Origin of the sequence: Ensifer sp. PDNC004 (assembly GCF_016919405.1) — a bacterium.
Taxonomy (GTDB): Bacteria; Pseudomonadota; Alphaproteobacteria; order Rhizobiales; family Rhizobiaceae; genus Ensifer.
The window spans coordinates 4,078,490-4,100,932 of sequence record NZ_CP070353.1 but is presented as its reverse complement, the minus strand read 5'-3'; the positions used below and the strand labels follow the sequence as shown (position 1 = coordinate 4,100,932).

Genomic DNA, 22,443 nt, shown 5'->3' with positions numbered 1-22,443 from the left:
CCACATTTGCCCGTCTTTCGCAACATCGTCCATAAAATTATCTCTTCCTCATCGAAGCCTGATATCGAAGGAAGAGAGACAATGGGTATCTATCAAGACAAGAAAGCCGTGGTCATCGGCGGCACGCATGGCATGGGCCTGGCGACGGTCGAGCGTCTCGTCAACGGCGGCGCCGAGGTGCTCCTGACCGGAAACAACGAAGAGAACCTCGCCCGGATCCAGCGGCGCTTCGGCGACCGCGTTCATGCGGTAAAATCGGATATCGCCGACCTCGGCGAGATCGCCGTGCTCGGGGCGACGGTCGGGCAGAAGCTGGGCTCGATCGACCTCCTGCACGTCAACGCCGGCACATCGCTGCTCGAGCCCTTCGACCAGGTGACGGAAGCATCCTACGATCGCCAGTTTACCATCAACACCAAGGGCGCCTTCTTCACCGTCCAGCGGCTGGCGCCTCTGATCCGCGACGGCGGCTCGATCGTCTTCACCTCGTCGGTTGCCGATGTCGGCGGCCATCCGGGAATGGCGGTCTATAGCGGCAGCAAGGCGGCGCTGATCTCGTTTGCCTCCGTCTTTGCCGCCGAGCTTCTGCCGCGCGGCATTAGGGTGAACTCGGTCAGCCCCGGCTTCATCGATACGCCGACCAAGGGCGTGGCAGGCGTCACCGACGCCGAGCGCGCCGAGTTCAAGGCGCTCGGCGATGCGATCACGCCGATGGGGCGCAACGGCACGGCGGACGAAGTCGCCCGCGCCGTACTGTTCCTCGCCTTCGACGCCACCTTCACCACCGGCGCACGCCTGACCGTCGATGGTGGCCTTGGCCAGCAATTGTCGGCTGCCGCCTGACGCGGTCCGGAGCGGAGAGACAACATGTCCAGATCCATCTCGATCATCGGGCTCGGCGCCATGGGCGCAGCCCTTGCCGGCGCCCTCATCGATGCGGGCAATGCCATCACCGTCTGGAACCGCAATCCGGCGCGGGCAGACGCTCTCATTGCCCGTGGCGCCCGCCGGGCAGCAACGGTCGCCGGGGCCATTGCGGCCGGCGACATCCTCATCCTGTGCCTCACCGACTACACCGCCGTCGAAATGACGCTGGTGGACGTCGGCACTGCCATTGCCGGCAAGACAGTCGTCAATCTCACCAATGGTCGTCCGGACGAAGTCCGGGCGGTCGCCGCCCGGCTTGGTGGACTTGGCGCGCGCTATCTCGACGGCGGCATCATGGCAACGCCGCCGATGATCGGCACGCCGCACGCCTTCGTTCTCTATAGTGGGGACAGCGCTGCATTCAGGGATGCCGAGGAACAACTCGCTGCTTTCGGCCAAAGCCACTATCTCGGCGAGGATCCTGTTCTCGCCGCGGTCAGCGACCTCGCCTTGCTGTCGGCGATGTACGGTCTCTTCGGCGGCTATCTGCACGCAACCGCGCTCGCCGGTAGGGTCGGTTTCACCGCCAAGCAGTTCCTGCCGCTGGTCGAGCCCTGGCTTGCCGCGATGATGACGGCGCTGCCCGATTACGCCGAACGGATCGACAGCGGCGACCACGCCCGCGACGTGATGTCGAACCTTCAGATGCAATCGGTAGCAATCACCAACATCATCGCCGCAAGCCGCGGCCTGGGCATCGATCCGGCTTTCATGGAGCCGATCGAAAGGCTGGCGAAAAAGCGCCTTGCCGCCGGCTTTGGCAGCGACGACGCCTCGGGCCTGATCGAGGCGATGCGGGGCAAATAGAGGCCGTCGCAGAGCTCCGGATGCAACTGCGCGCCGCAAGCAAGCGCCGCGGGCCATCTGCTTGTTGTTGACCCTCGGCCACCCTTCGCGCATCCTCAGTGCAACTGGAGGATGACGATGATTACAGGTCCACAGTGCCGCGCCGCCCGGGCGCTGATCGAAATTTCGCGCGAGATGCTTTCGAGCTTTTCGGGCGTCGACGAAGAGACGATCCTCAGGTTCGAGCGAAAGCTGGAAAAACCGGCCGACGCGGTAATCCTGTCGTTGAAGCACGCGCTCGAAAATGCCGGCGCAGTGTTTCTGCCGGAGGGCGAACGCGGGATCGGCGTACGGCTGAAGTTCACCCGCTCGGAGGCGCGTCGACTCTCCATCCTCGAAAGCGAGGGCGGCGTCGTTGGCGACGACGAGGTTCCCGGCGCCTGAGAATGGAATATGATTTCAAGACCTTAGCCGGCTGACTTGAATCGGCATGGCCAGCCTTTGAATCGCTTTGCGAACGAAAAAACCCGCCGTTTCCGGCGGGTTTTTTTGTCAGGTGCGGTTGTTCGCACTTACTTGCAGGCGGCGCAGAAGCGCTGGATGCGGCGGCAGGCTTCCTCGAGCTGGGCTTCCGACGTTGCATAGGAGATGCGGAAGTTCGGGCCGAGACCGAAGGCCGAACCGTGGACGACGGCGACGCCTTCGGATTCCAAGAGTTCGGACACGAAGTCTTCGTCCGTCTCGATGACCTTGCCCGACGGCGCGGTCTTGCCGATCAGGCCGGCGCAGGACGGGTAGACGTAGAAGGCGCCTTCCGGCGTCGGGCACGAGATGCCCTTGGCCTGGTTCAGCATCGACACCACGAGATCGCGGCGGCCTTCGAAGATCTTCTTGTTTTCGGGAATGAAGTCCTGGGTGCCGTTCAGCGCCTCGACGGCCGCCCACTGCGCGATCGAAGTCGCGCCCGAGGTCTGCTGGCCCTGGATCATGTCCATGGCCTTGATCAGCTGCAGCGGGCCGGCAGCATAGCCGATGCGCCAGCCGGTCATGGCATAGGCCTTGGAAACGCCGTTCATCGTCAGCGTACGGTCATAAAGGCCGGGCTCGACTTCGACCGGGGTCGCGAACTTGAAGTCGCCATAGGTCAGGTGCTCGTACATGTCGTCGGTGAGGATCCAGACATGCGGATGCTTCATCAGCACGTCGGTCAGTTCCTTGAGCTCGGCATGGCTGTAGGCAGCACCCGACGGGTTGGACGGCGAGTTGAAGATGAACCACTTGGTCTTCGGCGTGATCGCCTTGTCGAGGTCCTCGGCCTTGAGCTTGAAGTTGTTCTCCTGCTTGGTCGAGACGGTGACCGGGGTACCGCCGCACAGCGCCACCATTTCCGGGTAGGAAACCCAGTAAGGCGCCGGGATGACGACTTCATCGCCCGCGTTCAGGGTCGCCATGAAGGCGTTGAAAAGAATCTGCTTTCCACCGGTGCCGACAATCGTCTGGGCAGCCGTGTAGTCGAGGTTGTTCTCGCGCTTGAACTTCTTGGCGATGGCTTCGCGCAGTTCCGGGATACCGGAGACCGGCGTGTACTTCGTCTCGCCGCGATTGATCGCGTCGATGGCGGCCTTCTTGATATTGTCGGGCGTGTCGAAGTCCGGCTCTCCGGCGCCGAGGCCGATGACATCGCGGCCTTTCGCTTTCAGCTCACGGGCTTTCTGCGAAACGGCGATGGTGGCGGAAGGCTTTACACGGGAAAGGGCATCGGCAAGGAAGGCCATGGGTGAAGGTCCTGATCGTTTCGAGACGAGGTGATCGCTACGGAACTAAAAAGCCAGGCTCCATAGCGGTTAGGTCTATGTCGAAAGACGCCCGGTCTTGCAAGCGCCGGAACGGCAAAAACGCCGGAAACGCGGGCAAAAAGCGTTACCATGACAAAGTTTCATGAATGCGATCAGCATCGTCGATCGCAGGTCACGACACGGCGCGATGCATGACCGGCCGTCGAGCGCTGCGAAAACGGATTGTGGCGCCCGTTTGAACGACCACGAAACGTAACGATCCGAAACGGTTGTTGATCGCGATTTATTCAAAAAAATCAGCGCAGTCCGCCGAATTTGCAAATGCCATAATTTAGCCACGACAACTGTCGCGGAACGCCGCAATTCCGTCGCGCAACAGCCGGCTTCCGGGCTTTTCCTCCGATGATCCGAACACATTCGCATTACGGGGGTTATGCAATGTTTCTCGACGACGAAATCGCTTCCATGAAGACACGGCAGAGCGAAGCACGCTGGGGCATGTATCTGGCGCTCGCGGCCCTTGCCGCCTGCATCCTGATGTTCATCGGGCTGATGACCCAGGCCGCCGCGCAAACGGCTGATGCCAAGCCGCGGCAGATGGCGGGTTACGTTCGCCCCAACGACGTCGGCGCTGGCGCCCTGCTCTTCCCGTCGAAGGAACCGGGCTATTTCGTCGAGGCGCCGCGGCTTGCGACCGACGTCCAGATCGACGTCAACGGCCCGATCATGCGCACCCGCGTCACCCAGCGGTTCGAGAACCCGAGCAAGGGCTGGGTCGAGGGCACCTACGTCTTCCCCTTGCCCGAGGATTCGGCCGTCGATACGCTGAAGATGCAGATCGGCGACCGCTTCATCGAGGGCCAGGTGAAGCCGCGCCAGGCCGCCAAGGAAATCTACGAACAGGCCAAGGCCGAGGGCAAGAAGGCAGCGCTTCTCGAACAGCAGCGCCCGAACATCTTCACCAACCAGGTCGCCAATATCGGCCCGGGCGAAACGGTGGTGGTGCAGATCGAGTACCAGAGCGCGGTGCGCCAGTCGAACGGCCTCTATTCTCTCCGTTTCCCGATGGTCGTGGCGCCGCGCTACAATCCGCAGCCGATCGTCCAGACCGTCGATCTCGACAGCCGCACCGGCTACGCCGTCAGCGATCCGGTCCCGGATCGCGAGAAGATCGAAGCGCCGGTCCTCGACCCCAAGGAAAACGCCAGGATCAACCCCGTCACGCTGACCGTGAACCTCAAGGCCGGTTTTCCGCTCGGCGAAGTGAAATCCGGCTATCACGCGGTCGATATCGCCAGCCTCGACGATCTCAGCCGTCGGCTGACGCTGAAGGGCGACAGCGTGCCTGCGGACCGCGACTTCGAGCTCACCTGGAAGGCGATCGAGGGCAAAAGCCCCTATGCCGGCCTGTTCCGCGAGACGGTCGGCGGCAAGACCTATCTGCTTTCCTTCGTCACCCCGCCGGCCGCCGCAAGCGAGGCCGACGCCAAGCCGGTCAAGCGCGAGATCGTTTTCGTCATCGACAATTCCGGCTCCATGGCCGGCCCCTCGATGGAGCAGGCCAAGGAGAGCCTGGCGCTGGCGATCTCCAGGCTGAAGCCCGAGGACCGCTTCAACGTCATCCGCTTCGACGACACCATGTCGGTGCACTTCCCCGAACTGGTCGAAGCGACGCCGGAAAAGCGGGAGGATGCGATCGCCTATGTGCGCGGCCTGACGGCCGATGGCGGCACCGAGATGTTGCCGGCGCTGGAAGCGGCCCTTCGCACGCAAGGACCGGTTGAGGCCGGCGCCCTTCGCCAGGTGGTCTTCCTGACCGATGGCGCGATCGGCAACGAGACGCAGCTTTTCGACGAGATCCAGAAGAACCGCGGCGACGCCCGCGTCTTCACTGTCGGCATCGGCTCGGCCCCGAACAGCCACTTCATGACCAAGGCCGCCGAATATGGCCGCGGCACCTTTACGCTGATCGGCTCGGAGAGCGAAGTCGCCGCGCGCATGGGCGAACTCTTCACCAAGCTCGAAAGCCCCGCCATGACGGATATCTTGGCCGCCTTCGAGGGGGCATCGGCCGGCGACATCACACCCAACCCGATGCCCGATCTTTATCGCGGCGAGCCCGTGGTGCTGACGGCCGAGCTCGATGGCACCGCCCCCGAAGGCAAGCTGCAGATCCTCGGCAAGGCCGGCGACCAGCCCTGGCGGGTGGAGATGGATATCGCCAAGGCTTCGACCGGCGAAGGCATCGCCAAGCTCTGGGCCCGCCGCAAGATCGACGACCTCGAAGCGAGCGCATCGACGATCGCCGACCCGGCGACGCTCGACAAGCGGATCGAGACGGTGGCGCTCGCCCACCATCTCGTCTCCCGCGTTACCAGCCTCGTTGCCGTTGACGCGACGCCGTCGCGGCCCAGCAGCGAGAACCTCAGCGAAACGAAGCTGCCGCTCAATCTCCCCACCGGCTGGGACTTCGGCAAGGTCTTCGGCGAAGCCCCTGCCGAGATCGTCCCCGGCAAGGTCGACGAACGCGCCGCGCTCGAAAGCCGAGCCAAGCTTGCGATGGTGACGGCCGACCGGATGCTCGCCGCACCGACGGCGCGGGCGGCCGGTCTGATCGCTGAAGCCAACAACCAGGTGTCCCTGCCACAGACGGCAACGGAAGCCGACAAGCAGATCCTGATCGGCCTGATGCTGCTTGCCTTCGCGCTTCTTGCCGGCACGACCTTCGTCTTCTGGCGCGCGCCGATCGCCGCCGTCGTGCTTGCCGGAGTGCGCCGCCGTGGCCGCTGACAAGGATCAGTCCGCGCCACGGCCGGGCTTTCTCGCCCGCCTCTCGGCGGTCGAAACGATCGTGCTCGCGGTCATCGCGCTCATTGCCCTTGCCGGTCTGCTTCTGATCGGTAAGGGCTTCTACATGAAGGCCAAGGCTGAGGTCTCGCAGGTGCTGTTGAAGCGCACCTTCGAGGCGCAGCTTCATGGCAGCCCTGATGGTAAGCCCTGGCCTTGGGCCGATTTCCAGACGGCCGCCGAAATCTCGGCGCCACGGATCAACCGCTCGGCGATCGTTCTGGAAGGCGCAAGCGGCGAAGCGCTTGCCTTCGGGCCCGCCTGGCTGACGACGACGCCGCGCCCCGGCGACGAGGGTACCTCGGTCATCGCCGCCCATCGCGACACGCATTTTCGCTGGCTGAAGGACGTCAACCCTGGCGACCTCCTGGTGCTGACGCGCAAGGATGGCCGTCGCTTCCTGTTTCGGGCCGGCGAAAGCCGCGTTGCCCGCTGGGATGAAAGCGGCATCAACGCGTCCGCCAGCGGCCACCACCTGGCGCTCGCCACCTGCTGGCCCTTCGATGCGATCGAGCAGGGACCGATGCGCTACATCGTCGACGCCGAACTCATCGGCGAACAGCGCCCGGTGCAGCTGACGACGGGCTCGATCTCCAAATAAACCGCTTTTGATCGGATGTGACTTGAACCGCTCCCTCGATCGCCCCAGCTTGCCCCTTGGACGAGTCTGTGTAGGAGAAGCGGAATGGGGCAAACGGGCGCTGGAACATCGGGATGGGCTGGCAAGCGGCCGAGTGCGGTCTCCATCCTGGCCCTCTCCGTTGCACTGGCAGCTTTCGCACCTGCGAGCGCACGCGCACAGGATGCCCGCGAGTTCCCGAGCGAGAACGGCACCCTGCGCGTCGAGACGCTCGCGACCGGGCTCGAACACCCCTGGTCGGTCGAGGCACTCCCCGATGGCGGCCTGATTATCAGCGAACGTCCGGGTCGGCTTAGGATCCTGCGCGACGGCAAGCTCTCGAAGCCGCTGACGGGCGTGCCAGAGGTCGCCGAGCGTGGCCAGGGCGGCCTGCTCGACATCGCGCTCGATCCCCGTTTCGCCCAAAACCGGACGCTCTACCTGACGATGGCCGCCAATGGCAAAGGCGGCTACGGCACTGCCGTCGTCCGGGCGAAACTCGCCGCAGACGGAACCGGCCTTACCGACGTCAAGGAACTCTTCCGGATGAGCAAGTTCACCGGCAAGGGCCAGCATTTCGGCTCGCGCATCGCCATTGCGCCCGATGGCAGCCTGTTCTTCGGCATCGGCGACCGCGGCGAAGGTGAACGGGCGCAGGACCCGCGCGATCATGCCGGCGCCATCCTGCACATCAATGCCGACGGCAGCATTCCCGGATCGAACCCCTATCGCGGCGGCACCGGCGGCCTGCCGGAGATCTGGTCGAAGGGCCACCGCAATCCGCAAGGCATCGCCTTCGACCCGAAAGACGGCACGTTGCTGACCGTCGAGCACGGCGCGCGCGGTGGCGACGAGATCAACAATCCGAAGGCCGGCCACAATTACGGCTGGCCTGTCATTACCTACGGCAAGGATTATTCCGGCGCCGAGATCGGCGAAGGCACGTCGAAAGAGGGCCTCGACCAGCCGCTCTTCTATTGGGATCCCTCGATCGCGCCGGGCGCGCTTGCCGTCTATCGCGGCAAGATGTTTCCCGAATGGGACGGCGACCTTCTGGTGGCGGCGCTGAAGTACCAGTTGCTCGCTCGGCTCGAACGCGACGACAGCGGCGCGATCGGCTCCGAGGAGCGGTTGTTCGATGGCGAATTCGGCCGCATCCGCGACGTCGTCGTGGCACCCGACGGCGCCTTGCTGATGGTAACGGACGAGGAAGACGGCGCCGTGCTCAGGGTCTCCAAGGCCGCAGCGCAATAGGCGGCGTCCGCCACCGGCTCACGACAGCCGGTCGCGCAGTTGGCGCCGGAACATGAATTTCAGCCCGGACCAGACCGCGTCGACCGCGCAAACCTTCACATCCACCAGGCCGAGCGGCGCGCGCAACACGTCCTCCGTCAGTGTCGTCGGCCGTTTCGACGCCTTCTTCGGCCAGGAGATCCACAGCATGCCGTCCGGCTTCAACCTCGCAGCCAGCTTCGGGGCCAGCGCTTCCAAAGCCGATCGCTCCGTTTCGAACACATGCGCATAATCGATGTCGCGCGCGGCCACCGCGCCGATCTCGGTGTCGCACCTCCGAAAGCCGGGAAAACCGCTGATCGCATCGAGCCCGGCTGGCACCCCGAGAAGCAGGGCTTCCTGCCCGTCCTTCAGCCCCAGCTTGCGCCCGAACGGCGTGCCGGAATAGCCGGCATCGCTCATGGCCGCCGATCTCCGATGGGTGATTGGAGTTGAGCCCCCTCCTCGGCGCCCTCTCCTGGCGCCGTGTCTCCGGCCGTTTTCATCGACGACAACTCCGCCCGACCTTGGCGACGATGAGCCTTGCCCGGCGAAAACGCAACTGCTAGACGCGCATGTCCGAGGAGAGAACGACATGACGCGCATTCAGGCCAATCTGCTGCTTTTGATTTCAGGCGCCATCTGGGGCGCCGGCTTCGTTGCACAGTCGACGGCCATGGATAAGATCAGCCCGCTGTGGTTCATCTCGCTGCGTTTCGCAATCGCGACACTGGTCGCCATGCCGCTCGCCATCATGGAAACGAAACGCGCGGCCGAGCCGATCAAGCTGACGACCGTGCGCAATTTCATCTTCATCGGCTTGGCGCTCTTTGCCGGCGCCGTGACACAGCAATTCGGCCTGCTTGACACCAGCGTCACCAATTCCGGCTTCCTCACCGGTCTCTACGTCGTCTTCGTCCCGGTCCTGACGGTGGTCTTCCTGCGCCGCAAGCCGCATTGGGTGATCTGGCCGGGGGCGCTGATGGCGCTGTTCGGCATTTTCCTCCTGAGCGGCGGCACGCTGTCGACGCTGACGGGCGGCGACTATCTGACCGTTGTCTGCGCCCTGTTCTGGGCGGTGCAACTGCTGCTCATCGGCCTGTTCGCGCCGAGCAGCGGCCGGCCGATGCTGTTGTCGATGACGCAGTTTGCCGTCTGCGCCGTGCTCGGCTTCGTCCTCGCCGTGACGACCGAACCGCTGAGCTTTGCCGCCATCGAGGGCGCGCTCTTCGAAATCCTCTATGCCGGCGTCTTTTCGAGCGGCCTCGCCTTCATTCTCCAGGTCGTCGGGCAGCGCTACACCACGGCGCCGCAGGCTGCGATCTTCCTGTCGAGCGAGGCGCTCTTTGCTGCCCTCTTCGGCGTTGTCCTGCTTGGCGAGGTCATCACCCCGATCGGCTATGCCGGCTGCGCCATCATCTTTGCCGCCATGCTGACGGTCGAGATCGTGCCGGAACTGACGAAGGGCCGCCGCGCCGCAGCCGCTGCCTGAGGGCGCCTCAAGGAACTATAAGCACCCACCTCCAAGACGCTGAACTGAGGCTTTACTTGCTATTGCTCAGGGCAACAGGCCCGTTGCTTCGCAACGAAGGCGTGGCTTCGCCGTGCGTTTTCGCCCCGAAACGGTAGTTGTCGATTTTCTGCAAGAAATCTACGTAAGAAACCGCCGACATGAGAAGCCTCAAACATATCAGGGAGTTGCCGACGGCATGCTTGATAAGCGATTGGCCCGCTCTGCCAGCGCTGCACCGGAAATCAGCGAAAACCACTCAATTTTGCAGCAATTGTTTTCAAAAAGCTGTGATTTCAACAGCTTGCGATATATTTTGCGCAGCGCCCCGCAAAGCCGCAAATGACCGATTTTTGAGCAATGACAAGACGCAATACCAATCCCGAAAAGTTTTGCTTGCCAATTCAAAATAAACCCATCAATCTTACTTCCGTTCGGGCAATCTGCGAACACGGGAAGATCTTGAAATAAAAGCGGGCCGGAGACGCAAAAACTCCGGGCGGCCAGACCGATGGGAAGCAGCGATGCGACCTTTCCTATGGCTGGCTGCGGTAACCAGGACCCTTTCCTCAAACGTCGAGACCTGCCTGCCAACGCCCATTCGGGCAAAACTGCAATGCTGCCCGTCCGTCAAACGGGTGGAGAGAAAAGGACCTGACGCATGGCCGAAACTGGCACTGTAAAATTCTTCAACACCGACAAGGGCTTTGGTTTCATCAAGCCTGACAACGGTGGTGCAGATATCTTCGTACACATTTCCGCAGTCCAGGCTTCCGGCCTGACCGGTCTGACGGAAAACCAGAAGGTAAGCTTCGACACCGAACCGGATCGCCGCGGCAAAGGCCCGAAGGCGGTCAACCTGCAGATCTCCGGCTAACGCCGTTTTCTGCTGACAGATTCCAAGTTGAAGCCCGGCATTCTTGCCGGGTTTTTTTGTTCAGGCTCGGTTCAGTTTGGCCGCGTTAACCTTCCTGCATCATGAAGACCGGGTTGATCCGGTCCATGCGAAGGATTGAAGCCAAATGAACAAGTTCATCAAAGCCGCCGTTCTCTCGATCGCCGCAGCCGCTATGGTCATCCCGACCTTTGGCGCCGCCGAGGCAGGCGGCCGGCATCACCACAACAATGACGACGCATGGGCAGCCGGTGCAGCAGGTCTCGTTGCCGGCGCTCTGATCGGCGGCGCGATCGCTTCGCAGCCGCGTTACAACGGCGGCTACAACGAGCGCGTCTACATCGATCCGGAACCGGAATACGATTACTACGAGCCGCGTCCGGTCTATCGCCCTCGCCCGGTCTACCAGGCACGCCCTGTCGTCGTCGACAGCTACGGCGGCGGTTACCGCTCGCTCGAGCCCTGGACCCCGTCCTGGTACCGTTACTGCGCCCAGCGCTATCGTTCGTTCAACCCGGATAGCGGCACCTTCCGCGGCTACGACGGTCGCAGCTACTTCTGCACCGCCGGCTGATCAGCACGGCGCAAGAATCGAAAAGCCCATGTCTTGATCGAGACATGGGCTTTTTTTCATGCACGTGTGCGGGGGCTCAGAGCCCGCGCAGATAGGGATTGGTGCGGCGTTCCTCGCCGATCTGGCCGCCCGGGCCATGGCCACAGATGAAGCCGACGCTATCGCCGAGCGGCAGGATCTTGTCGCGGATCGAATCGAGCAATTGCTGGTGATTGCCGCCGGGCAGGTCGGTGCGGCCGATCGAACCATGAAAAAGCACGTCGCCGACATGGGCGAAGTTCTGTGCCCGGTTGAAATAGACCACGTGGCCCGGCGCATGGCCCGGGCAATGCAGGACTTCGAAGACATGGTCGCCGAAGGAGACGGTGTCGCCCTCTTCGAGCCAGCGATCGGGAATGACGTTCTGGACCTTCATCGCCAGCCCGAAGCGCTCCGCCTGGCTCTCCAGCCTTTCGAGCAGCGGCAGGTCGTCCTTGTGCGGACCGATGATTTCGAGCCCGAGCGCGTCCTTCAGTTCCTTGGCGCCGCCGGCATGGTCGATATGGCCGTGGGTGATCCAGATCGCCTTCAGCGTGATGCCGTTTTCACGGACGGTCTGCAGGATGAGATCGACATCGCCGCCCGGATCGACGATCACGCCTTCCTTGGTCTCGCTGTCGAACAGCACGGTGCAGTTCTGCTCGAAATGGGTAACCGGGATGATGCCCGCCTGTAACATGCGCGTCTGCCTCTCGAGAGCATGTCGCGCAAAAGTGTGTGAGCGGTATTGCGATAACGACATGCGATAAATCAGGAACCTAAAGCGTAGGAAGCGGATCTGGAAGATCGCAACGCTCTTTGGGATCTCGTCATCTTCCTATAGCGGCAATTGACGGCGGTGACAGCGCCAATCAGCGAAGCGAGGCAATTTGCGGCGCGGACAGCTGGGGCGCCGGCCATTGCACGGTGGTCATCAGCAGCGCCGAAATCGCGATCTCGGCAGCGACGACGATCCGCACCACCGGCTTGAGGCTGCGCGCGGCGACGTTGGTCTGATCCAGCTGAGCATTCTGCATTTTGTCCCCTCTCCCGTTGCCTGTTCTCCTGGCGTGTCCTGCCCTCGGCGACGGCTGGAGAATGTCACAGCGTCATATTTCGTGACGTTCCCGGGGGAACATCCGCGCGCTTGCCGGCGTTTGGCCCTCGTCAATATAAGGAGAAACACAATGGTGAAGCTTACCCGCCCCCTGTTGCGAGCCGCTGCGGCCGCGGGTTTGGTGTTGGCGATCGGTACCCCGTCCGCCTTTGCAGCCATGACCGCGACCACGGTGACGGACCTGAATATCCGCACGGGTCCGGGCCCTCAATATCCGACAGTCGGCCTTGCGGCCCGCGGCAGCACCGCGGTTATCGACGGCTGCGTCGAAGGCAGCAAGTGGTGCCGCATCGATGTCGGCGGCGTGCGCGGCTGGGTCTACGCCCAGTATTTGACGACGGATCTTGGCGGCTCGGCCGTCGTGGTCCAGGAGCGTCGTGCCGACCTCGCCATTCCCGCGGTCACCTATGAAGTGCAGCCCAATGACCCCGTGATCGTCAGCAGCGGCGACGAATTGATCGGCCCGGTCGAACAGATCGACCCGATCGTGCCGCCGGACAACGTGCGGACCTACGTCACGTCCAACCCCGGCGAGACCGTCTATCTCGATGGCGAAGTCGTCGTCGGTGCCGAACTGCCGCAGACCGTGGCCGTTCACCGCGTGCCCGATTACAGCTACGACTATGTCAGCATCAACGGCCAGCCCGTTCTGGTCGAGCCGGCAACGCGACGCATCGTCTACGTCTACCGCTAACAACCGAGACCTCCGGCAGCCATTCGGTTGCCGGAGCACCCCTGATCGCCTGAACTACCCTCCCTCGCCCTCCCGACGGCACGAATCATCCGCGGCAAGGCCAATGCCTGCAGCCGCCCCCGCCGCCGGCCTCATTTTCCCGCTTTGCCTGTAAGATTATGCGGTTGCCTAAAATCGAGCCATTTCAATTGGCTACGAAGCAGTCGCGGGAACGTCATTTCACTCAAATTGACAATAAACCAGAATAGGCTTCAACCTATTGATGCCGGATCATCGGCTTTTAGTGGCGCGTCCACGACGAGCCACGACACGGAGGGATCAATGGAAGCATTAATGCCTATCATTACCCAATTGATCGCGGGGGCGGCCGGCGGCAACGCGGCCAGCGCAGTGTTGAAGCAGCAGGCATTCGGTATCGTCGCACGCACCATCGTCGGCGCGATCGGAGGCCTCGGCGGCGGGTTCCTCATTCAGATGCTCGGCGGAGAAGCAGCCGCGACCGGTCTTGCCATGCAAGCCATCGGCGGCCTTGTCGGCGGCGGCGTGCTGAGCGGAATCGTCGGGCAGTTCTTGGGGAAGACCGCCTAACTCTGCGATCATATCCGTAGCAAGACAAAAGGCGGCCCCGGGGGCCGCCTTTTCTGCATTCGAGAGTATCGCGGGTGCCGTTACTCGGCCGCCGCGGCAATCGGATAGACTTCCTTCATGTAGTCGTTCATCAGCGTTTCGCAGATCGTTGCAGGCGTGAAGCGATAGGGGCCGATTTCGGAAACCGGCGTTACCTCCGCGGCCGAGCCGGTGAGGAAGCATTCGCTGAAACCGGACAGTTCCTCCGGCATGATCGCCCGCTCGACAACTTCATAGCCGCGGCGTTTGGCAAGCTCGATCACGGTGCGGCGGGTGATGCCGTCGAGGAAGCAATCCGGCACCGGCGTGTGGATGACGCCGTCCTTGACGAAGAAGATGTTGGCGCCGGTCGCCTCGGCCACGCGGCCGCGATAGTCAAGCATCATCGCATCCGCATAGCCCTTGGCCTCGGCCGCGTGCTTGGAGATGGTGCAGATCATGTAGAGACCGGCGGCCTTCGACTTCGAAGGTGCTGTCTGCGGATCCGGGCGGCGATATTCTGCGATATCGAGCCGGATGCCCTTGAGCTTTTCGGCCGGGTTGAAGTAGCTGCCCCACTGCCAAATGGCGATGGCAACGTTGATGCGGTTGTTCTGTGCCGAAACGCCCATCATTTCGCTGCCGCGCCAGGCGATCGGCCGCACATAGGCTTCGGAGAAGCCCTGGCGCTTCAGGAGCTCGACGCTGGCGGCATCCAGTTCCTCCACCGAATAGGGGATCTTGAAGCCGAGGATTTCGGCGGACTGATGAAGGCGCTGGTTGTGCTCGGTCAGCTTGAAGATGCGCCCACCATAGGCGCGCTCGCCCTCAAAGACCGCGCTGGCATAGTGCAGGCCGTGGGTCAGCACGTGTACCTTGGCGTCCTTCCACGCGACGAACTCGCCGTTGAACCAGATCTGTCCGTCCAACTGATCAAAAGGAACCGCTGCCATGGTGTCATCCTCCGGCGCATGCGCGCCATTCTTAGTTGATTATCGTCCTGCTTTCAGTCTATCGGCAAACTGATTGAGGGAAAATTCAATTTCGTGATTTTGGATTTGCGATCGGAACGGCACGGCATATCCTTTCAGATGTTGCCAACGCCAAATGTCTCGCTTACCGAGCATGGACGCTAACGACACGGTAAAAATATGTCAATAAAGCTGACGTATTTTTCCGAATGTTTCGCAAGTTGCAATCAGGCTGAAAGGAAATGACCGCGTGGCCGGCCAATCCAAAGAGAACACCCGGTATCTGAACGATGCCGCTGCCGATGACGATACGATCGATTTCGAGATCATCGAGCTGCTCTTCTTCGCCTATCGCGACTTCACCTCCGACCCGGACGCGATCCTGGAAAAGAGCGGCTTCGGACGGGCGCACCACCGTGTCGTGCACTTTGTCGACCGCGAGCCGGGCATGACGGTCGCCGACCTCCTGGACACGCTGAAGATTACCAAGCAGAGCCTTGCGCGCGTGCTGAAGCAGCTGATCGATTCCGGCTATATCCGCCAGGAAACCGGCCCTGAGGATCGGCGCCAGCGCATGCTCTATACGACGGAGGAAGGCCAGGCGCTGGCGCGTGCGCTTGCCGAGCCACAGTCCCGCCGCATAGCCGATGCATTGGCAAGAACCGGTCCGGGCGCGCGCGAAACGGTCAAGCGCTTCCTCACCGGTATGAAGAACAACGCCGCAGACTGACGCCCGCCGCAGCGCGGGTCTGGCCTGCAACTTGGGAAGCGTGGAATGACGACAAAAGCGACTGTCTCGGACGATGCGGCTCACCTTCTGGTCGTCGACGACGACCGGCGCATCCGCGATCTGCTCAACCGCTACCTGGTCGAACAGGGTTTTCGCGTGACGACTGCGTCCGATGCGGACGAGGCCCGCCGCAAACTCGTCGGCCTCGACTTCGACCTCCTGATCGTCGACGTGATGATGCCGGGCGAAAGCGGCATTTCGCTCACCCAGAGCCTCCGGCAGATCAAGACCGTGCCGATCCTGATGCTGACGGCGCTGGCGGAATCCAATTCCCGCATCGAGGGTCTCGAGGCCGGCGCCGACGACTATCTGTCGAAGCCCTTCGACCCGCGCGAACTGGTGCTGCGGATCAACAACATCCTGCGCCGCAACCAGCCGGCCCAGGCGCCCAAGGTCGACCAGGTCATCTTCGGCCCCTATACCTTCTCGGTGGTGCGCAAGGAACTCCGGCGCGGCGCCGACCATATCCGGCTGACCGACCGCGAGCAGGAGATCATGACGCTCTTTTCGCAACGCGCAGGCGAAACCATCCCGCGCCACGAACTGATCGGCGACGATGCCGAAGTCGGCGAGCGCACGATCGACGTGCAGATCAACCGCCTGCGGCGCAAGATCGAGGACGACCCGTCCAACCCCGTCTGGCTGCAGACGGTGCGCGGCATCGGCTACCGGCTGAGCGTGGACTGAAATGGCAGCCCTTCCGATGAGCGCGGCAGATCATGGCAAGCTTTGACGGCATAGAGCGCGGTGCATCCGGGGCGAACGACAACGCCTGGAGGCGTTTCACCCGCTGGCTGCGCCGTCGCCTGCCCATGGGCCTTTACGCCCGCTCGCTGCTGATCGTCATCATCCCGATGGTGCTCCTGCAGTCGGTGGTCGCCTTCATCTTCATGGAGCGCCACTGGCAGCTGGTGACGCAGCGCCTGTCGGCCGCCGTCACCGGCGACATTGCCGCGATCGTCGATCTCATCGACACCTTCCCCGCCGACCGCGATATCTCCGAGATCATCCGCATCGCCCGCGATCAGCTCGATCTCAGCATCTCCGTGGACCCGCCGGGCGAACTGCCACCGCCGCGCCCCAGCCCCTTCTTCGAAATCCTCGACCAGATCCTCGGCGAAGAGATTTCCAACCAGGTCCGCCGCCCCTTCTGGATCGATACGGTCGGCAACTCCAAGCTGGTCGAGATCCGCATCAAGCTCGACGACGGCCGCATCCTGCGCGTCTACGCCCGGCGCAACCAGGCCTATGCCTCCAACACCCACATCTTCCTCGTCTGGATGGTGGCGGCCTCGCTGGTACTGCTGACGATCGCGGTGCTCTTCCTGCGCGGCCAGATCCGCCCGATCCTGGCCTTGACCAAGGCGGCCGAAAGCTTCGGCAAGGGCCAGAAGATCGACGACTTCGCGCCGCGCGGCGCCGACGAGATCCGCCGCGCCGGCCTCGCCTTCATCCAGATGCGCGAGCGCATCGAACGCCAGATCGAACAGCGCACCGCGATGCTGACCGGCGTCAGCCACGATCTTCGAACCATCCTCACCCGCTTCAAGCTGCAGCTGGCGCTCGCCGGCAACAACCCGGATCTCGAGGGCCTGAACCAGGACGTCGAGGACATGCAGAACATGCTGGAAGGGTACCTCGCCTTCGCCCGCGGCGAGGCGGAGGAAGACGTCGGCCAGCTGAAACTTTCGGACCTGATGACCCGGCTCGCGGCCGAAGCCGAACTGCTCGGCAAGACGCTCACCACCTCCGTCGAGGGGGAAGACGATATCCGCGTCCGGCCAAACGCCTTCACCCGCCTCATCGCCAACATCGCCTCGAACGCCTATCGCTACGCCAACACCGTCAAGATCGATGCGCGCCACAGTGCCAAGTGGCTGACAATCACCATCGACGATGACGGCCCGGGCATTCCCGAGCGCTCGCGCGAGGACGTGTTCAAACCGTTCTTCCGCCTCGACGAAGCGCGCAATCTCGACAGCTCCGGCACCGGCCTTGGTCTGGCGATCGCCCGCGATATCGCCCGCAGCCACGGCGGCAACGTCACGCTGGGCGACAGCCCGCTCGGCGGCCTCAGGGCAACGGTGCGCGTGCCGGCTTGACGTCCCTCCCCGGGCGGGCCACTTCTGGCCGCGAACGGTGGCTGAGGGGAGCGGGCATGGTAGACGCCATCGATTGGGCTGACTGGGAACGACGGGTGGCCGAACTCTGGGCCGCCTTCGATACGATGCATGGCGAAAGCTTTGTCGCCCGCATCGATGCCCTCGCCGCCGAACTGCCGGCGGGACATGCCGTCGGGCTGTTCGAGCGAGCCTCGGCACAGGATTCGACCGGCCATGAGACGAAGGCGGAGCCGCTCTACCGGCAGGCGCTGGAAAACGGCCTTCAGGGAATTCGCCGCCGGCGCGCCACCATCCAGCTCGCCAGCACCCTGCGCAATCTCGGCCGCGCCGACGAAGGCGTCGCCCTGCTCACCGCCGAGCGCGACAAGCCATCGGATGAACTCGACGATGCGGTCGTCGCCTTCCTGGCGCTTTGCCTCGTCGACACCGGCCAGGCGCAACAGGCGGCCGCCCTTGCGCTCGGCAGCCTGTCGCGGCACCTGCCCCGCTACAACCGCTCGCTCAAACGCTACGCCGAGATGCTGATGCCGGAGAGTTGAACCGTCAGCGCTGGTAGATCGAGGTCAGGCCGCGTCGTTCGTTGAAGCGGTGCCAGGCGTCGATGCGGCGCGGATGACGGGCGCGCATGACATCGAGCGGTGCGAGCAGCCGGCCGTCGCGGCCAAGGGCTGCATCGAGGATCTCGATGATGCGGCGGTTCGGCCAGGGCTTGCGCGTGATGGTCAAGAGCGCTTGGAAGGCTTCGTCCTCTCGTCCCGCGCCAAGCTGGTGCGCAATCAGACCATAGGCAAAGGCCGTCGAGCGGCTGACGCCGGCATGGCAATGGACGAGAATGCGGCTCTCAGCATGCTCGGCCGCCGGGCGCATCGCCTCGAAAACCTCAAGCACCAGATCCGGGAAATGCTGGGTGGCTTTAAGGTTTTCCTGGTCGCGCATGCGCACGACCCGGTGGCTGGCGTCCGCAATCACCGGCACGTTGGCATCCGGCAGTTCCGGATCGAGCAGGGACAGCACATGACTTGCGCGCCAGTCGCGCGCGGCATCGGCGGCGCGCCAAAGGCAGGACACCTTGACGCGCTCGGGGATCACTTCGAAAGCAATGTTCATGGGATCACATCAACTTCTTGCCGTTGGGGACCGGCCGTTCGGTGGCAGCCAGCACGATCGCACCGGCCTCGTCTGCAAAGCCCAGCGTCAGCACTTCAGAGCGCACAGGCCCGATCTGGCGTGGCGGAAAATTGACCACACCCAGCACCTGCCGCCCGACGAGATCCTCCGGACGATAATGCACCGTGATTTGCGCTGATGACTTTTTTATGCCGAGTTCCGGGCCGAAATCGATTTTCAGCTTGATGGCCGGCTTGCGCGCTTCCGGAAACGGTTCGGCCTCGACGATGGTGCCCACGCGAATGTCCACGCGCTCGAAATCAGCAAATTCAATAGTTTCAGCCATCGTCATTCCCTATGTGAAATCTTCTCCGACGAGGTGGATTAAAGCATCGGGCGAGATTCCGAAAGCATGGCGTCCCCGGCAGGCTCCCCGCGAAATCTGGCCTCCTCCCACGGGCGGCGCGCAAACTGCTCGGCCAGAAAATCGACGAAAACACGCACACGAGGTGGCAAGAACCGCCGGTGCGGATAGACGATGGTGATCGGCTCCGCCTCGGCATAGTTGCTGTCGGTCAGCAGCGGCACCAGCAATCCCGCCTTGATATCGCCGCCCACAAGCAGTTCGGAAAGGCGCACGATGCCGATGCCCGCGAGCGCAAGCCGTCGGAGCGCTTCGGTGCTGTTGGCCTCGACGGAGCCACGAACACGGATCGCACGCCGGCCGTTGCCATCCTCGAACTCCCAGACATTGAGGCGGCCGCGGGCAGTGATGGCAAGGCAGGCATGCCGCTGCAGGTCGTCGGGCGTCTGCGGCGCGCCGTGCCGTTCGAGATAGGCGGGTGCCGCGCAGATGACCCGGCGGTTCGGGGCGAGCCGCCGGGTCACCAGCGTGCTGTCGTTTTGTTCCGCAACCCGCAGCGCGACATCCGCCTCGCCGTTCATGAGGTCGACGACCGCGTCGCTGAAATCGAGCTCCAGGTCGATCTCCGGAAACCGCGCGATGAAATCAGGCAGCATGGGCACGATCAGGCGGTGACCGAAGGCGCTGGGCAGGCTCACCCGCAGCCGCCCGCGCGGCACCGCCCCCGGCTGGATCGCAACCTCCGCATCTTCCATATCGCCGAGGATGCGGCGGCTCGATTCCGCATAGGCGCTGCCTTCGCTCGTCAGGCTGATGCTGCGCGTCGATCGCTGAAGCAGGCGCACGCCGAGGCGCGCCTCCAGCCGGCCGACGATCTTGCTGACCGCCGATGGCGTCATGCGCAACCGCCGCGCCGCCGCCGAGAAATCGCCCTCCTCGACGACCGCGAGAAACACCGCCATGGCTTCCTGTCGATCCATCTTATCTATTCCATTTCGTCACAGATAAACGGAATTTAACATGGATTATCGTGGCAGGCGACAGACTGTAGCTTGAGCCGGAACTCAGACAGCGAAGCTTGAGGAGTGACGGAAATGGGCAATCAGCGAGACAGTCTGCCGATGAGCTATGCGCTGCATTCCTGGGCGCGGCGTCAACGCGCCATTGCAATCGGCAACCTGTGCCGCCGCGCGATCGGCGCAATCTGGAGAGGTCTCTTCAACCGCCAGCCAAGCCGCGATCATGGGGCTTGCACTGGCGCCTACCCGACGCGAACGTCATAGGCCGGGCGCCTGCCGGCCCCGACATGGCGCCCGCCGCGTTTGATGTTCAGCCTGCGAGTTCTTCCGCGCGCTTGCGCGCCGCAGCGATCGCCTTGTCGAACAGCGGCTGCATGCCGTCGTCGGCCATCAGCACGGACAGTGCCGCGGCGGTCGTGCCGCCGGGCGAGGTCACGTTCTGGCGCAGCCGCGCGGCCTCGTCGGGCGACTGGTGCAACAGTTCGCCAGCCCCCGCGACGGTTTCCCGCGCGAGCCGCATGGCGAGGTCCGCCTCAAGGCCAGCCTTGCGGCCCGCCTCCGCCATGCACTCGACGAGGTAGAAGACATAGGCCGGGCCGCTGCCGGAGACGGCGGTGACGGCATCGATCTCGGCTTCGGTGCGGACCCATTCGACCGGGCCGCTGACCTTCAAGAGATCATGAACCTGAGTGCGCTGCTGATCGCTGACGCGGGCATTGGCAAAGGCGCCGGTGACACCGCGGCCGATCATGGCCGGCGTGTTCGGCATGGCGCGCACCGTGGCGGCGGCACCGAGATGGGTTTCGATGAAGGCCAGCGTCTTGCCGGCGGCAACCGATACGATGACCGTCTCCGGGCCAACGAGCGATTTCAGCGGCGGCAGGACCGCGTCCATCACCTGCGGCTTGACCGCAAGGAAGATAACGCCCGCCTGAACACCCGACGGTGCGGAGGTCGCATGCGTGACGCCGTTGTCGGCGATCAGCTGCGCCATGGCCGGCGGCGGACCGGGATCGACGACGAGAACATCCGCGCCTTTAACACCGCTCTTCAGCCAGCCGGAAAGCATGGCGCCGCCCATATTGCCGGCGCCGACGAGCACGATGGGACCGGAAGCGGCGTTCGTCATGATCAGGCTTCTCCAACCGTTTCGAACAGCACGGCATCGACGGCGCGCTGCGCGTCCATGCCGGACCAGACGACGAATTGAAACGCCTGATAATAGGATTCGCAAGCGTCGAGTGCGCTCGAAAGCAGAACTTCGACCTGCTGGTTGGTGGGCTCGGCACCGCCGGCGAGCAGCAGCGACTGGCGGAAGATCACCACTTCCTCCTGGCGCCACAGATCGAAGTGGCCCATCAGCACCTGCCCATTGATATGGGAGAGCAGACGGATGACTTCGTTGACCCGGCTTTCCGACACCTTGATGTCGAAGGCACAGGCCAGGTGCAGCGCCTCGAATTCCTCCATCCAGGAGAAGGAAACGTGGTAGTCCGCCCACTTGCCTTCGACCGTCATGGCGATTTCGTCTTCGCCGGATCGCTCGAACGACCAGTCGTTATTGGCAGCCACGAACTCGATCATATCGACCGGGTTGGATTGGCGCTCGACTTCCATTTCCAAAAGGCTCATGCATCACCCTGCATAGGTGTGGCACGGGCATGCGTCATCACGCTCACAAGACGCAACGCCGCAAACCCAACACCGATTACAAACACGTATGATTGCTGAACTCACATCCATCCTGGCTGACTTACCCTGCCCGGAGCTTACGTGGTTCGTTTCGAATCATCATTTAAAATCAGTGTATAATGGCGGAGTCAGGCTGCCAGCCCCTCGGTCCAAAAATAGCCGTGAACAATCGCGTCCACGTTGTCATCTGAATGAAGCGGTTGAGCTTAACTGACTCTGCCATAAGGGTTTTTTGGCAGTGTCCACAGGTGGAAAACTTTTCAGGTTTTATTAACCACCCGTCATGCCGTTTCAGACCTGCGCGGCTGATCGACAGCAAAACGCCCGCGGATGAGGTCCGCGGGCGAAGTAAAAACGCTGAAATGCCGTTATTTCAAGGGAATCGCGTTACTTGCCCGTATCGACGAGACGCGCTTCAAGAGCCTCAATACGGGCCAGAAGCGCATCGTTTTCCTCGCGCGCCTTGATGGCCATTTCCTTGACCATCTCGAACTCTTCGCGCTTGACGACGTCGAGCGAATTCAGCGCCCGCTCGGCCTGCGCCCGGAAGGCCGTTTCAACCTCGCGGCGCACGCCCTGGGCGGCGCCCGCAGCATCGGTCATCAGCTTGGCGAAGTCATCCAGCATGCGGTTGGTGCCTGTGCTCATCGTCGCGATCTCCATTTCAGCCATCGCCTCTTTAAAGAGCGATGCGGTCCATGGGTTTCAGGTAGGGT

General features: G+C 63.1%; 27 protein-coding genes. 15 read left to right on the top strand and 12 right to left on the bottom strand.

Annotation, left to right across the window (positions count from 1 at the left end; genetic code table 11):
- The first annotated feature begins 81 nt into the window (after positions 1–81).
- The 3 genes from JVX98_RS28030 (at position 82) to JVX98_RS28020 (ending at position 2,157) form a co-directional block, all read left to right on the top strand.
- Positions 82–843, top strand: coding sequence for an SDR family oxidoreductase (locus tag JVX98_RS28030; protein WP_205238179.1), 762 nt, complete (start codon positions 82–84; stop codon positions 841–843).
- Between the two features lie 24 nt (positions 844–867).
- Complete coding sequence (locus JVX98_RS28025; protein ID WP_205238178.1) at positions 868–1,734, top strand: NAD(P)-dependent oxidoreductase; 867 nt, start codon at positions 868–870, stop codon at positions 1,732–1,734.
- A 117-nt stretch (positions 1,735–1,851) separates the two neighbouring features.
- Positions 1,852–2,157 (top strand): hypothetical protein, encoded by a 306-nt coding sequence (locus JVX98_RS28020; protein ID WP_043624500.1) that lies wholly within the window; start codon positions 1,852–1,854, stop codon positions 2,155–2,157.
- Between the two features lie 128 nt (positions 2,158–2,285).
- Here the strand turns inward: JVX98_RS28020 and JVX98_RS28015 are convergent, their stop codons facing one another.
- Positions 2,286–3,488, bottom strand: coding sequence for a pyridoxal phosphate-dependent aminotransferase (locus JVX98_RS28015; protein ID WP_192446880.1), 1,203 nt, complete (start codon positions 3,486–3,488; stop codon positions 2,286–2,288).
- A gap of 459 nt (positions 3,489–3,947) precedes the next feature.
- Here JVX98_RS28015 and JVX98_RS28010 point away from each other — a divergent pair, with 459 nt between their 5' ends.
- The 3 genes from JVX98_RS28010 (at position 3,948) to JVX98_RS28000 (ending at position 8,229) form a co-directional block, all read left to right on the top strand.
- On the top strand, positions 3,948–6,299 hold the full coding sequence (locus JVX98_RS28010; RefSeq protein ID WP_205238177.1) for a marine proteobacterial sortase target protein: 2,352 nt from the start codon (positions 3,948–3,950) through the stop codon (positions 6,297–6,299).
- Entirely contained in the window at positions 6,205–6,957 is a 753-nt protein-coding gene (locus tag JVX98_RS28005; RefSeq protein WP_205238176.1) for a class GN sortase, read from the top strand. The genes JVX98_RS28010 and JVX98_RS28005 overlap by 95 nt, the downstream gene beginning before the upstream one ends.
- Positions 6,958–7,041: 84 nt before the next feature.
- On the top strand, positions 7,042–8,229 hold the full coding sequence (locus JVX98_RS28000) for a PQQ-dependent sugar dehydrogenase (RefSeq protein WP_192446883.1): 1,188 nt from the start codon (positions 7,042–7,044) through the stop codon (positions 8,227–8,229).
- Between the two features lie 18 nt (positions 8,230–8,247).
- On the opposite strand, the gene JVX98_RS27995 is transcribed toward JVX98_RS28000, so the two are convergent.
- Entirely contained in the window at positions 8,248–8,670 is a 423-nt protein-coding gene (locus JVX98_RS27995) for a hypothetical protein (RefSeq protein WP_205238175.1), read from the bottom strand.
- A gap of 172 nt (positions 8,671–8,842) precedes the next feature.
- Between JVX98_RS27995 and JVX98_RS27990 the strand changes: the two genes are divergently transcribed.
- Positions 8,843–9,739: a DMT family transporter gene (locus tag JVX98_RS27990; RefSeq protein WP_205238174.1), complete on the top strand. Its 897-nt coding sequence runs from the start codon at positions 8,843–8,845 to the stop codon at positions 9,737–9,739.
- Between the two features lie 198 nt (positions 9,740–9,937).
- On the opposite strand, the gene JVX98_RS27985 is transcribed toward JVX98_RS27990, so the two are convergent.
- Positions 9,938–10,210, bottom strand: coding sequence for a hypothetical protein (locus tag JVX98_RS27985; RefSeq protein WP_205238173.1), 273 nt, complete (start codon positions 10,208–10,210; stop codon positions 9,938–9,940).
- A gap of 208 nt (positions 10,211–10,418) precedes the next feature.
- On the opposite strand from JVX98_RS27985, the gene JVX98_RS27980 reads away from it, so the two are divergent.
- Together JVX98_RS27980 and JVX98_RS27975 are read left to right on the top strand one after the other, a co-directional pair.
- Positions 10,419–10,634 (top strand): cold-shock protein, encoded by a 216-nt coding sequence (locus JVX98_RS27980; RefSeq protein ID WP_043618050.1) that lies wholly within the window; start codon positions 10,419–10,421, stop codon positions 10,632–10,634.
- 145 nt (positions 10,635–10,779) lie between these two features.
- Positions 10,780–11,226, top strand: coding sequence for a BA14K family protein (locus JVX98_RS27975; protein WP_043618053.1), 447 nt, complete (start codon positions 10,780–10,782; stop codon positions 11,224–11,226).
- Between the two features lie 76 nt (positions 11,227–11,302).
- On the opposite strand, the gene JVX98_RS27970 is transcribed toward JVX98_RS27975, so the two are convergent.
- Both JVX98_RS27970 and JVX98_RS27965 read right to left on the bottom strand, forming a co-directional pair.
- Positions 11,303–11,944: an MBL fold metallo-hydrolase gene (locus JVX98_RS27970; RefSeq protein ID WP_104667505.1), complete on the bottom strand. Its 642-nt coding sequence runs from the start codon at positions 11,942–11,944 to the stop codon at positions 11,303–11,305.
- A 172-nt stretch (positions 11,945–12,116) separates the two neighbouring features.
- Positions 12,117–12,281 (bottom strand): hypothetical protein, encoded by a 165-nt coding sequence (locus JVX98_RS27965; protein WP_205238172.1) that lies wholly within the window; start codon positions 12,279–12,281, stop codon positions 12,117–12,119.
- Between the two features lie 150 nt (positions 12,282–12,431).
- Here JVX98_RS27965 and JVX98_RS27960 point away from each other — a divergent pair, with 150 nt between their 5' ends.
- Both JVX98_RS27960 and JVX98_RS27955 read left to right on the top strand, forming a co-directional pair.
- Positions 12,432–13,055 (top strand): DUF1236 domain-containing protein, encoded by a 624-nt coding sequence (locus JVX98_RS27960; protein WP_192446889.1) that lies wholly within the window; start codon positions 12,432–12,434, stop codon positions 13,053–13,055.
- A gap of 321 nt (positions 13,056–13,376) precedes the next feature.
- Entirely contained in the window at positions 13,377–13,643 is a 267-nt protein-coding gene (locus tag JVX98_RS27955) for a hypothetical protein (protein WP_043618063.1), read from the top strand.
- A gap of 80 nt (positions 13,644–13,723) precedes the next feature.
- On the opposite strand, the gene JVX98_RS27950 is transcribed toward JVX98_RS27955, so the two are convergent.
- Positions 13,724–14,614 (bottom strand): branched-chain amino acid aminotransferase, encoded by an 891-nt coding sequence (locus JVX98_RS27950; protein ID WP_192446890.1) that lies wholly within the window; start codon positions 14,612–14,614, stop codon positions 13,724–13,726.
- A gap of 268 nt (positions 14,615–14,882) precedes the next feature.
- Between JVX98_RS27950 and JVX98_RS27945 the strand changes: the two genes are divergently transcribed.
- From JVX98_RS27945 to JVX98_RS27930, 4 genes are read left to right on the top strand one after another with little or no spacing between them, the layout of a single operon-like run.
- Positions 14,883–15,362: a MarR family winged helix-turn-helix transcriptional regulator gene (locus JVX98_RS27945; protein ID WP_205238171.1), complete on the top strand. Its 480-nt coding sequence runs from the start codon at positions 14,883–14,885 to the stop codon at positions 15,360–15,362.
- A 45-nt stretch (positions 15,363–15,407) separates the two neighbouring features.
- On the top strand, positions 15,408–16,109 hold the full coding sequence (locus JVX98_RS27940) for a response regulator (RefSeq protein ID WP_043618070.1): 702 nt from the start codon (positions 15,408–15,410) through the stop codon (positions 16,107–16,109).
- A 32-nt stretch (positions 16,110–16,141) separates the two neighbouring features.
- Positions 16,142–17,524 carry an ATP-binding protein gene (locus tag JVX98_RS27935; protein ID WP_205238170.1) on the top strand — a complete coding sequence of 461 codons (1,383 nt, stop codon included), beginning with the start codon at positions 16,142–16,144 and terminating at the stop codon, positions 17,522–17,524.
- A gap of 56 nt (positions 17,525–17,580) precedes the next feature.
- A complete protein-coding gene (locus JVX98_RS27930; RefSeq protein WP_205238169.1) occupies positions 17,581–18,084 on the top strand; it encodes a tetratricopeptide repeat protein in 504 nt (167 codons plus the stop codon).
- Positions 18,085–18,088: 4 nt separating this feature from the next.
- On the opposite strand, the gene JVX98_RS27925 is transcribed toward JVX98_RS27930, so the two are convergent.
- From JVX98_RS27925 to JVX98_RS27900, 6 genes are all read right to left on the bottom strand, one after another.
- Complete coding sequence (locus JVX98_RS27925) at positions 18,089–18,652, bottom strand: protein-tyrosine phosphatase family protein (RefSeq protein WP_043618079.1); 564 nt, start codon at positions 18,650–18,652, stop codon at positions 18,089–18,091.
- A 4-nt stretch (positions 18,653–18,656) separates the two neighbouring features.
- On the bottom strand, positions 18,657–18,998 hold the full coding sequence (locus JVX98_RS27920) for a tRNA-binding protein (RefSeq protein WP_192446893.1): 342 nt from the start codon (positions 18,996–18,998) through the stop codon (positions 18,657–18,659).
- A 38-nt stretch (positions 18,999–19,036) separates the two neighbouring features.
- Positions 19,037–19,996 carry a LysR family transcriptional regulator gene (locus JVX98_RS27915; protein ID WP_205238168.1) on the bottom strand — a complete coding sequence of 320 codons (960 nt, stop codon included), beginning with the start codon at positions 19,994–19,996 and terminating at the stop codon, positions 19,037–19,039.
- Between the two features lie 349 nt (positions 19,997–20,345).
- Positions 20,346–21,164 carry a pyrroline-5-carboxylate reductase gene (proC, locus tag JVX98_RS27910; RefSeq protein ID WP_205238167.1) on the bottom strand — a complete coding sequence of 273 codons (819 nt, stop codon included), beginning with the start codon at positions 21,162–21,164 and terminating at the stop codon, positions 20,346–20,348.
- A gap of 2 nt (positions 21,165–21,166) precedes the next feature.
- Positions 21,167–21,667 carry a YbjN domain-containing protein gene (locus tag JVX98_RS27905; protein WP_034788736.1) on the bottom strand — a complete coding sequence of 167 codons (501 nt, stop codon included), beginning with the start codon at positions 21,665–21,667 and terminating at the stop codon, positions 21,167–21,169.
- A 447-nt stretch (positions 21,668–22,114) separates the two neighbouring features.
- Positions 22,115–22,375, bottom strand: a complete 261-nt coding sequence (locus JVX98_RS27900) for an accessory factor UbiK family protein (RefSeq protein ID WP_043618160.1) — start codon at positions 22,373–22,375, stop codon at positions 22,115–22,117.
- Positions 22,376–22,443: the final 68 nt, after the last annotated feature.

What these genes read in the sequence shown, in the direction of transcription:
- JVX98_RS28010 (WP_205238177.1), top strand. Translation starts at nt 3,948, where the DNA reads ATGTTTCTCGACGACGAAATCGCTTCCATGAAGACACGGCAGAGCGAA.
- JVX98_RS27900 (WP_043618160.1), bottom strand. Translation starts at nt 22,375, where the DNA reads ATGAGCACAGGCACCAACCGCATGCTGGATGACTTCGCCAAGCTGATG.
- JVX98_RS27930 (WP_205238169.1), top strand. Translation starts at nt 17,581, where the DNA reads ATGGTAGACGCCATCGATTGGGCTGACTGGGAACGACGGGTGGCCGAA.
- JVX98_RS27950 (WP_192446890.1), bottom strand. Translation starts at nt 14,614, where the DNA reads ATGGCAGCGGTTCCTTTTGATCAGTTGGACGGACAGATCTGGTTCAAC.
- JVX98_RS27970 (WP_104667505.1), bottom strand. Translation starts at nt 11,944, where the DNA reads ATGTTACAGGCGGGCATCATCCCGGTTACCCATTTCGAGCAGAACTGC.
- proC (WP_205238167.1), bottom strand. Translation starts at nt 21,164, where the DNA reads ATGACGAACGCCGCTTCCGGTCCCATCGTGCTCGTCGGCGCCGGCAAT.
- JVX98_RS28025 (WP_205238178.1), top strand. Translation starts at nt 868, where the DNA reads ATGTCCAGATCCATCTCGATCATCGGGCTCGGCGCCATGGGCGCAGCC.
- JVX98_RS28015 (WP_192446880.1), bottom strand. Translation starts at nt 3,488, where the DNA reads ATGGCCTTCCTTGCCGATGCCCTTTCCCGTGTAAAGCCTTCCGCCACC.
- JVX98_RS27925 (WP_043618079.1), bottom strand. Translation starts at nt 18,652, where the DNA reads ATGAACATTGCTTTCGAAGTGATCCCCGAGCGCGTCAAGGTGTCCTGC.
- JVX98_RS28020 (WP_043624500.1), top strand. Translation starts at nt 1,852, where the DNA reads ATGATTACAGGTCCACAGTGCCGCGCCGCCCGGGCGCTGATCGAAATT.
- JVX98_RS27990 (WP_205238174.1), top strand. Translation starts at nt 8,843, where the DNA reads ATGACGCGCATTCAGGCCAATCTGCTGCTTTTGATTTCAGGCGCCATC.
- JVX98_RS27965 (WP_205238172.1), bottom strand. Translation starts at nt 12,281, where the DNA reads ATGCAGAATGCTCAGCTGGATCAGACCAACGTCGCCGCGCGCAGCCTC.
- JVX98_RS27995 (WP_205238175.1), bottom strand. Translation starts at nt 8,670, where the DNA reads ATGAGCGATGCCGGCTATTCCGGCACGCCGTTCGGGCGCAAGCTGGGG.
- JVX98_RS28030 (WP_205238179.1), top strand. Translation starts at nt 82, where the DNA reads ATGGGTATCTATCAAGACAAGAAAGCCGTGGTCATCGGCGGCACGCAT.
- JVX98_RS27935 (WP_205238170.1), top strand. Translation starts at nt 16,142, where the DNA reads ATGGCAAGCTTTGACGGCATAGAGCGCGGTGCATCCGGGGCGAACGAC.
- JVX98_RS27975 (WP_043618053.1), top strand. Translation starts at nt 10,780, where the DNA reads ATGAACAAGTTCATCAAAGCCGCCGTTCTCTCGATCGCCGCAGCCGCT.
- JVX98_RS27915 (WP_205238168.1), bottom strand. Translation starts at nt 19,996, where the DNA reads ATGGATCGACAGGAAGCCATGGCGGTGTTTCTCGCGGTCGTCGAGGAG.
- JVX98_RS27955 (WP_043618063.1), top strand. Translation starts at nt 13,377, where the DNA reads ATGGAAGCATTAATGCCTATCATTACCCAATTGATCGCGGGGGCGGCC.
- JVX98_RS27980 (WP_043618050.1), top strand. Translation starts at nt 10,419, where the DNA reads ATGGCCGAAACTGGCACTGTAAAATTCTTCAACACCGACAAGGGCTTT.
- JVX98_RS28000 (WP_192446883.1), top strand. Translation starts at nt 7,042, where the DNA reads ATGGGGCAAACGGGCGCTGGAACATCGGGATGGGCTGGCAAGCGGCCG.
- JVX98_RS27940 (WP_043618070.1), top strand. Translation starts at nt 15,408, where the DNA reads ATGACGACAAAAGCGACTGTCTCGGACGATGCGGCTCACCTTCTGGTC.
- JVX98_RS27905 (WP_034788736.1), bottom strand. Translation starts at nt 21,667, where the DNA reads ATGAGCCTTTTGGAAATGGAAGTCGAGCGCCAATCCAACCCGGTCGAT.
- JVX98_RS27920 (WP_192446893.1), bottom strand. Translation starts at nt 18,998, where the DNA reads ATGGCTGAAACTATTGAATTTGCTGATTTCGAGCGCGTGGACATTCGC.
- JVX98_RS27960 (WP_192446889.1), top strand. Translation starts at nt 12,432, where the DNA reads ATGGTGAAGCTTACCCGCCCCCTGTTGCGAGCCGCTGCGGCCGCGGGT.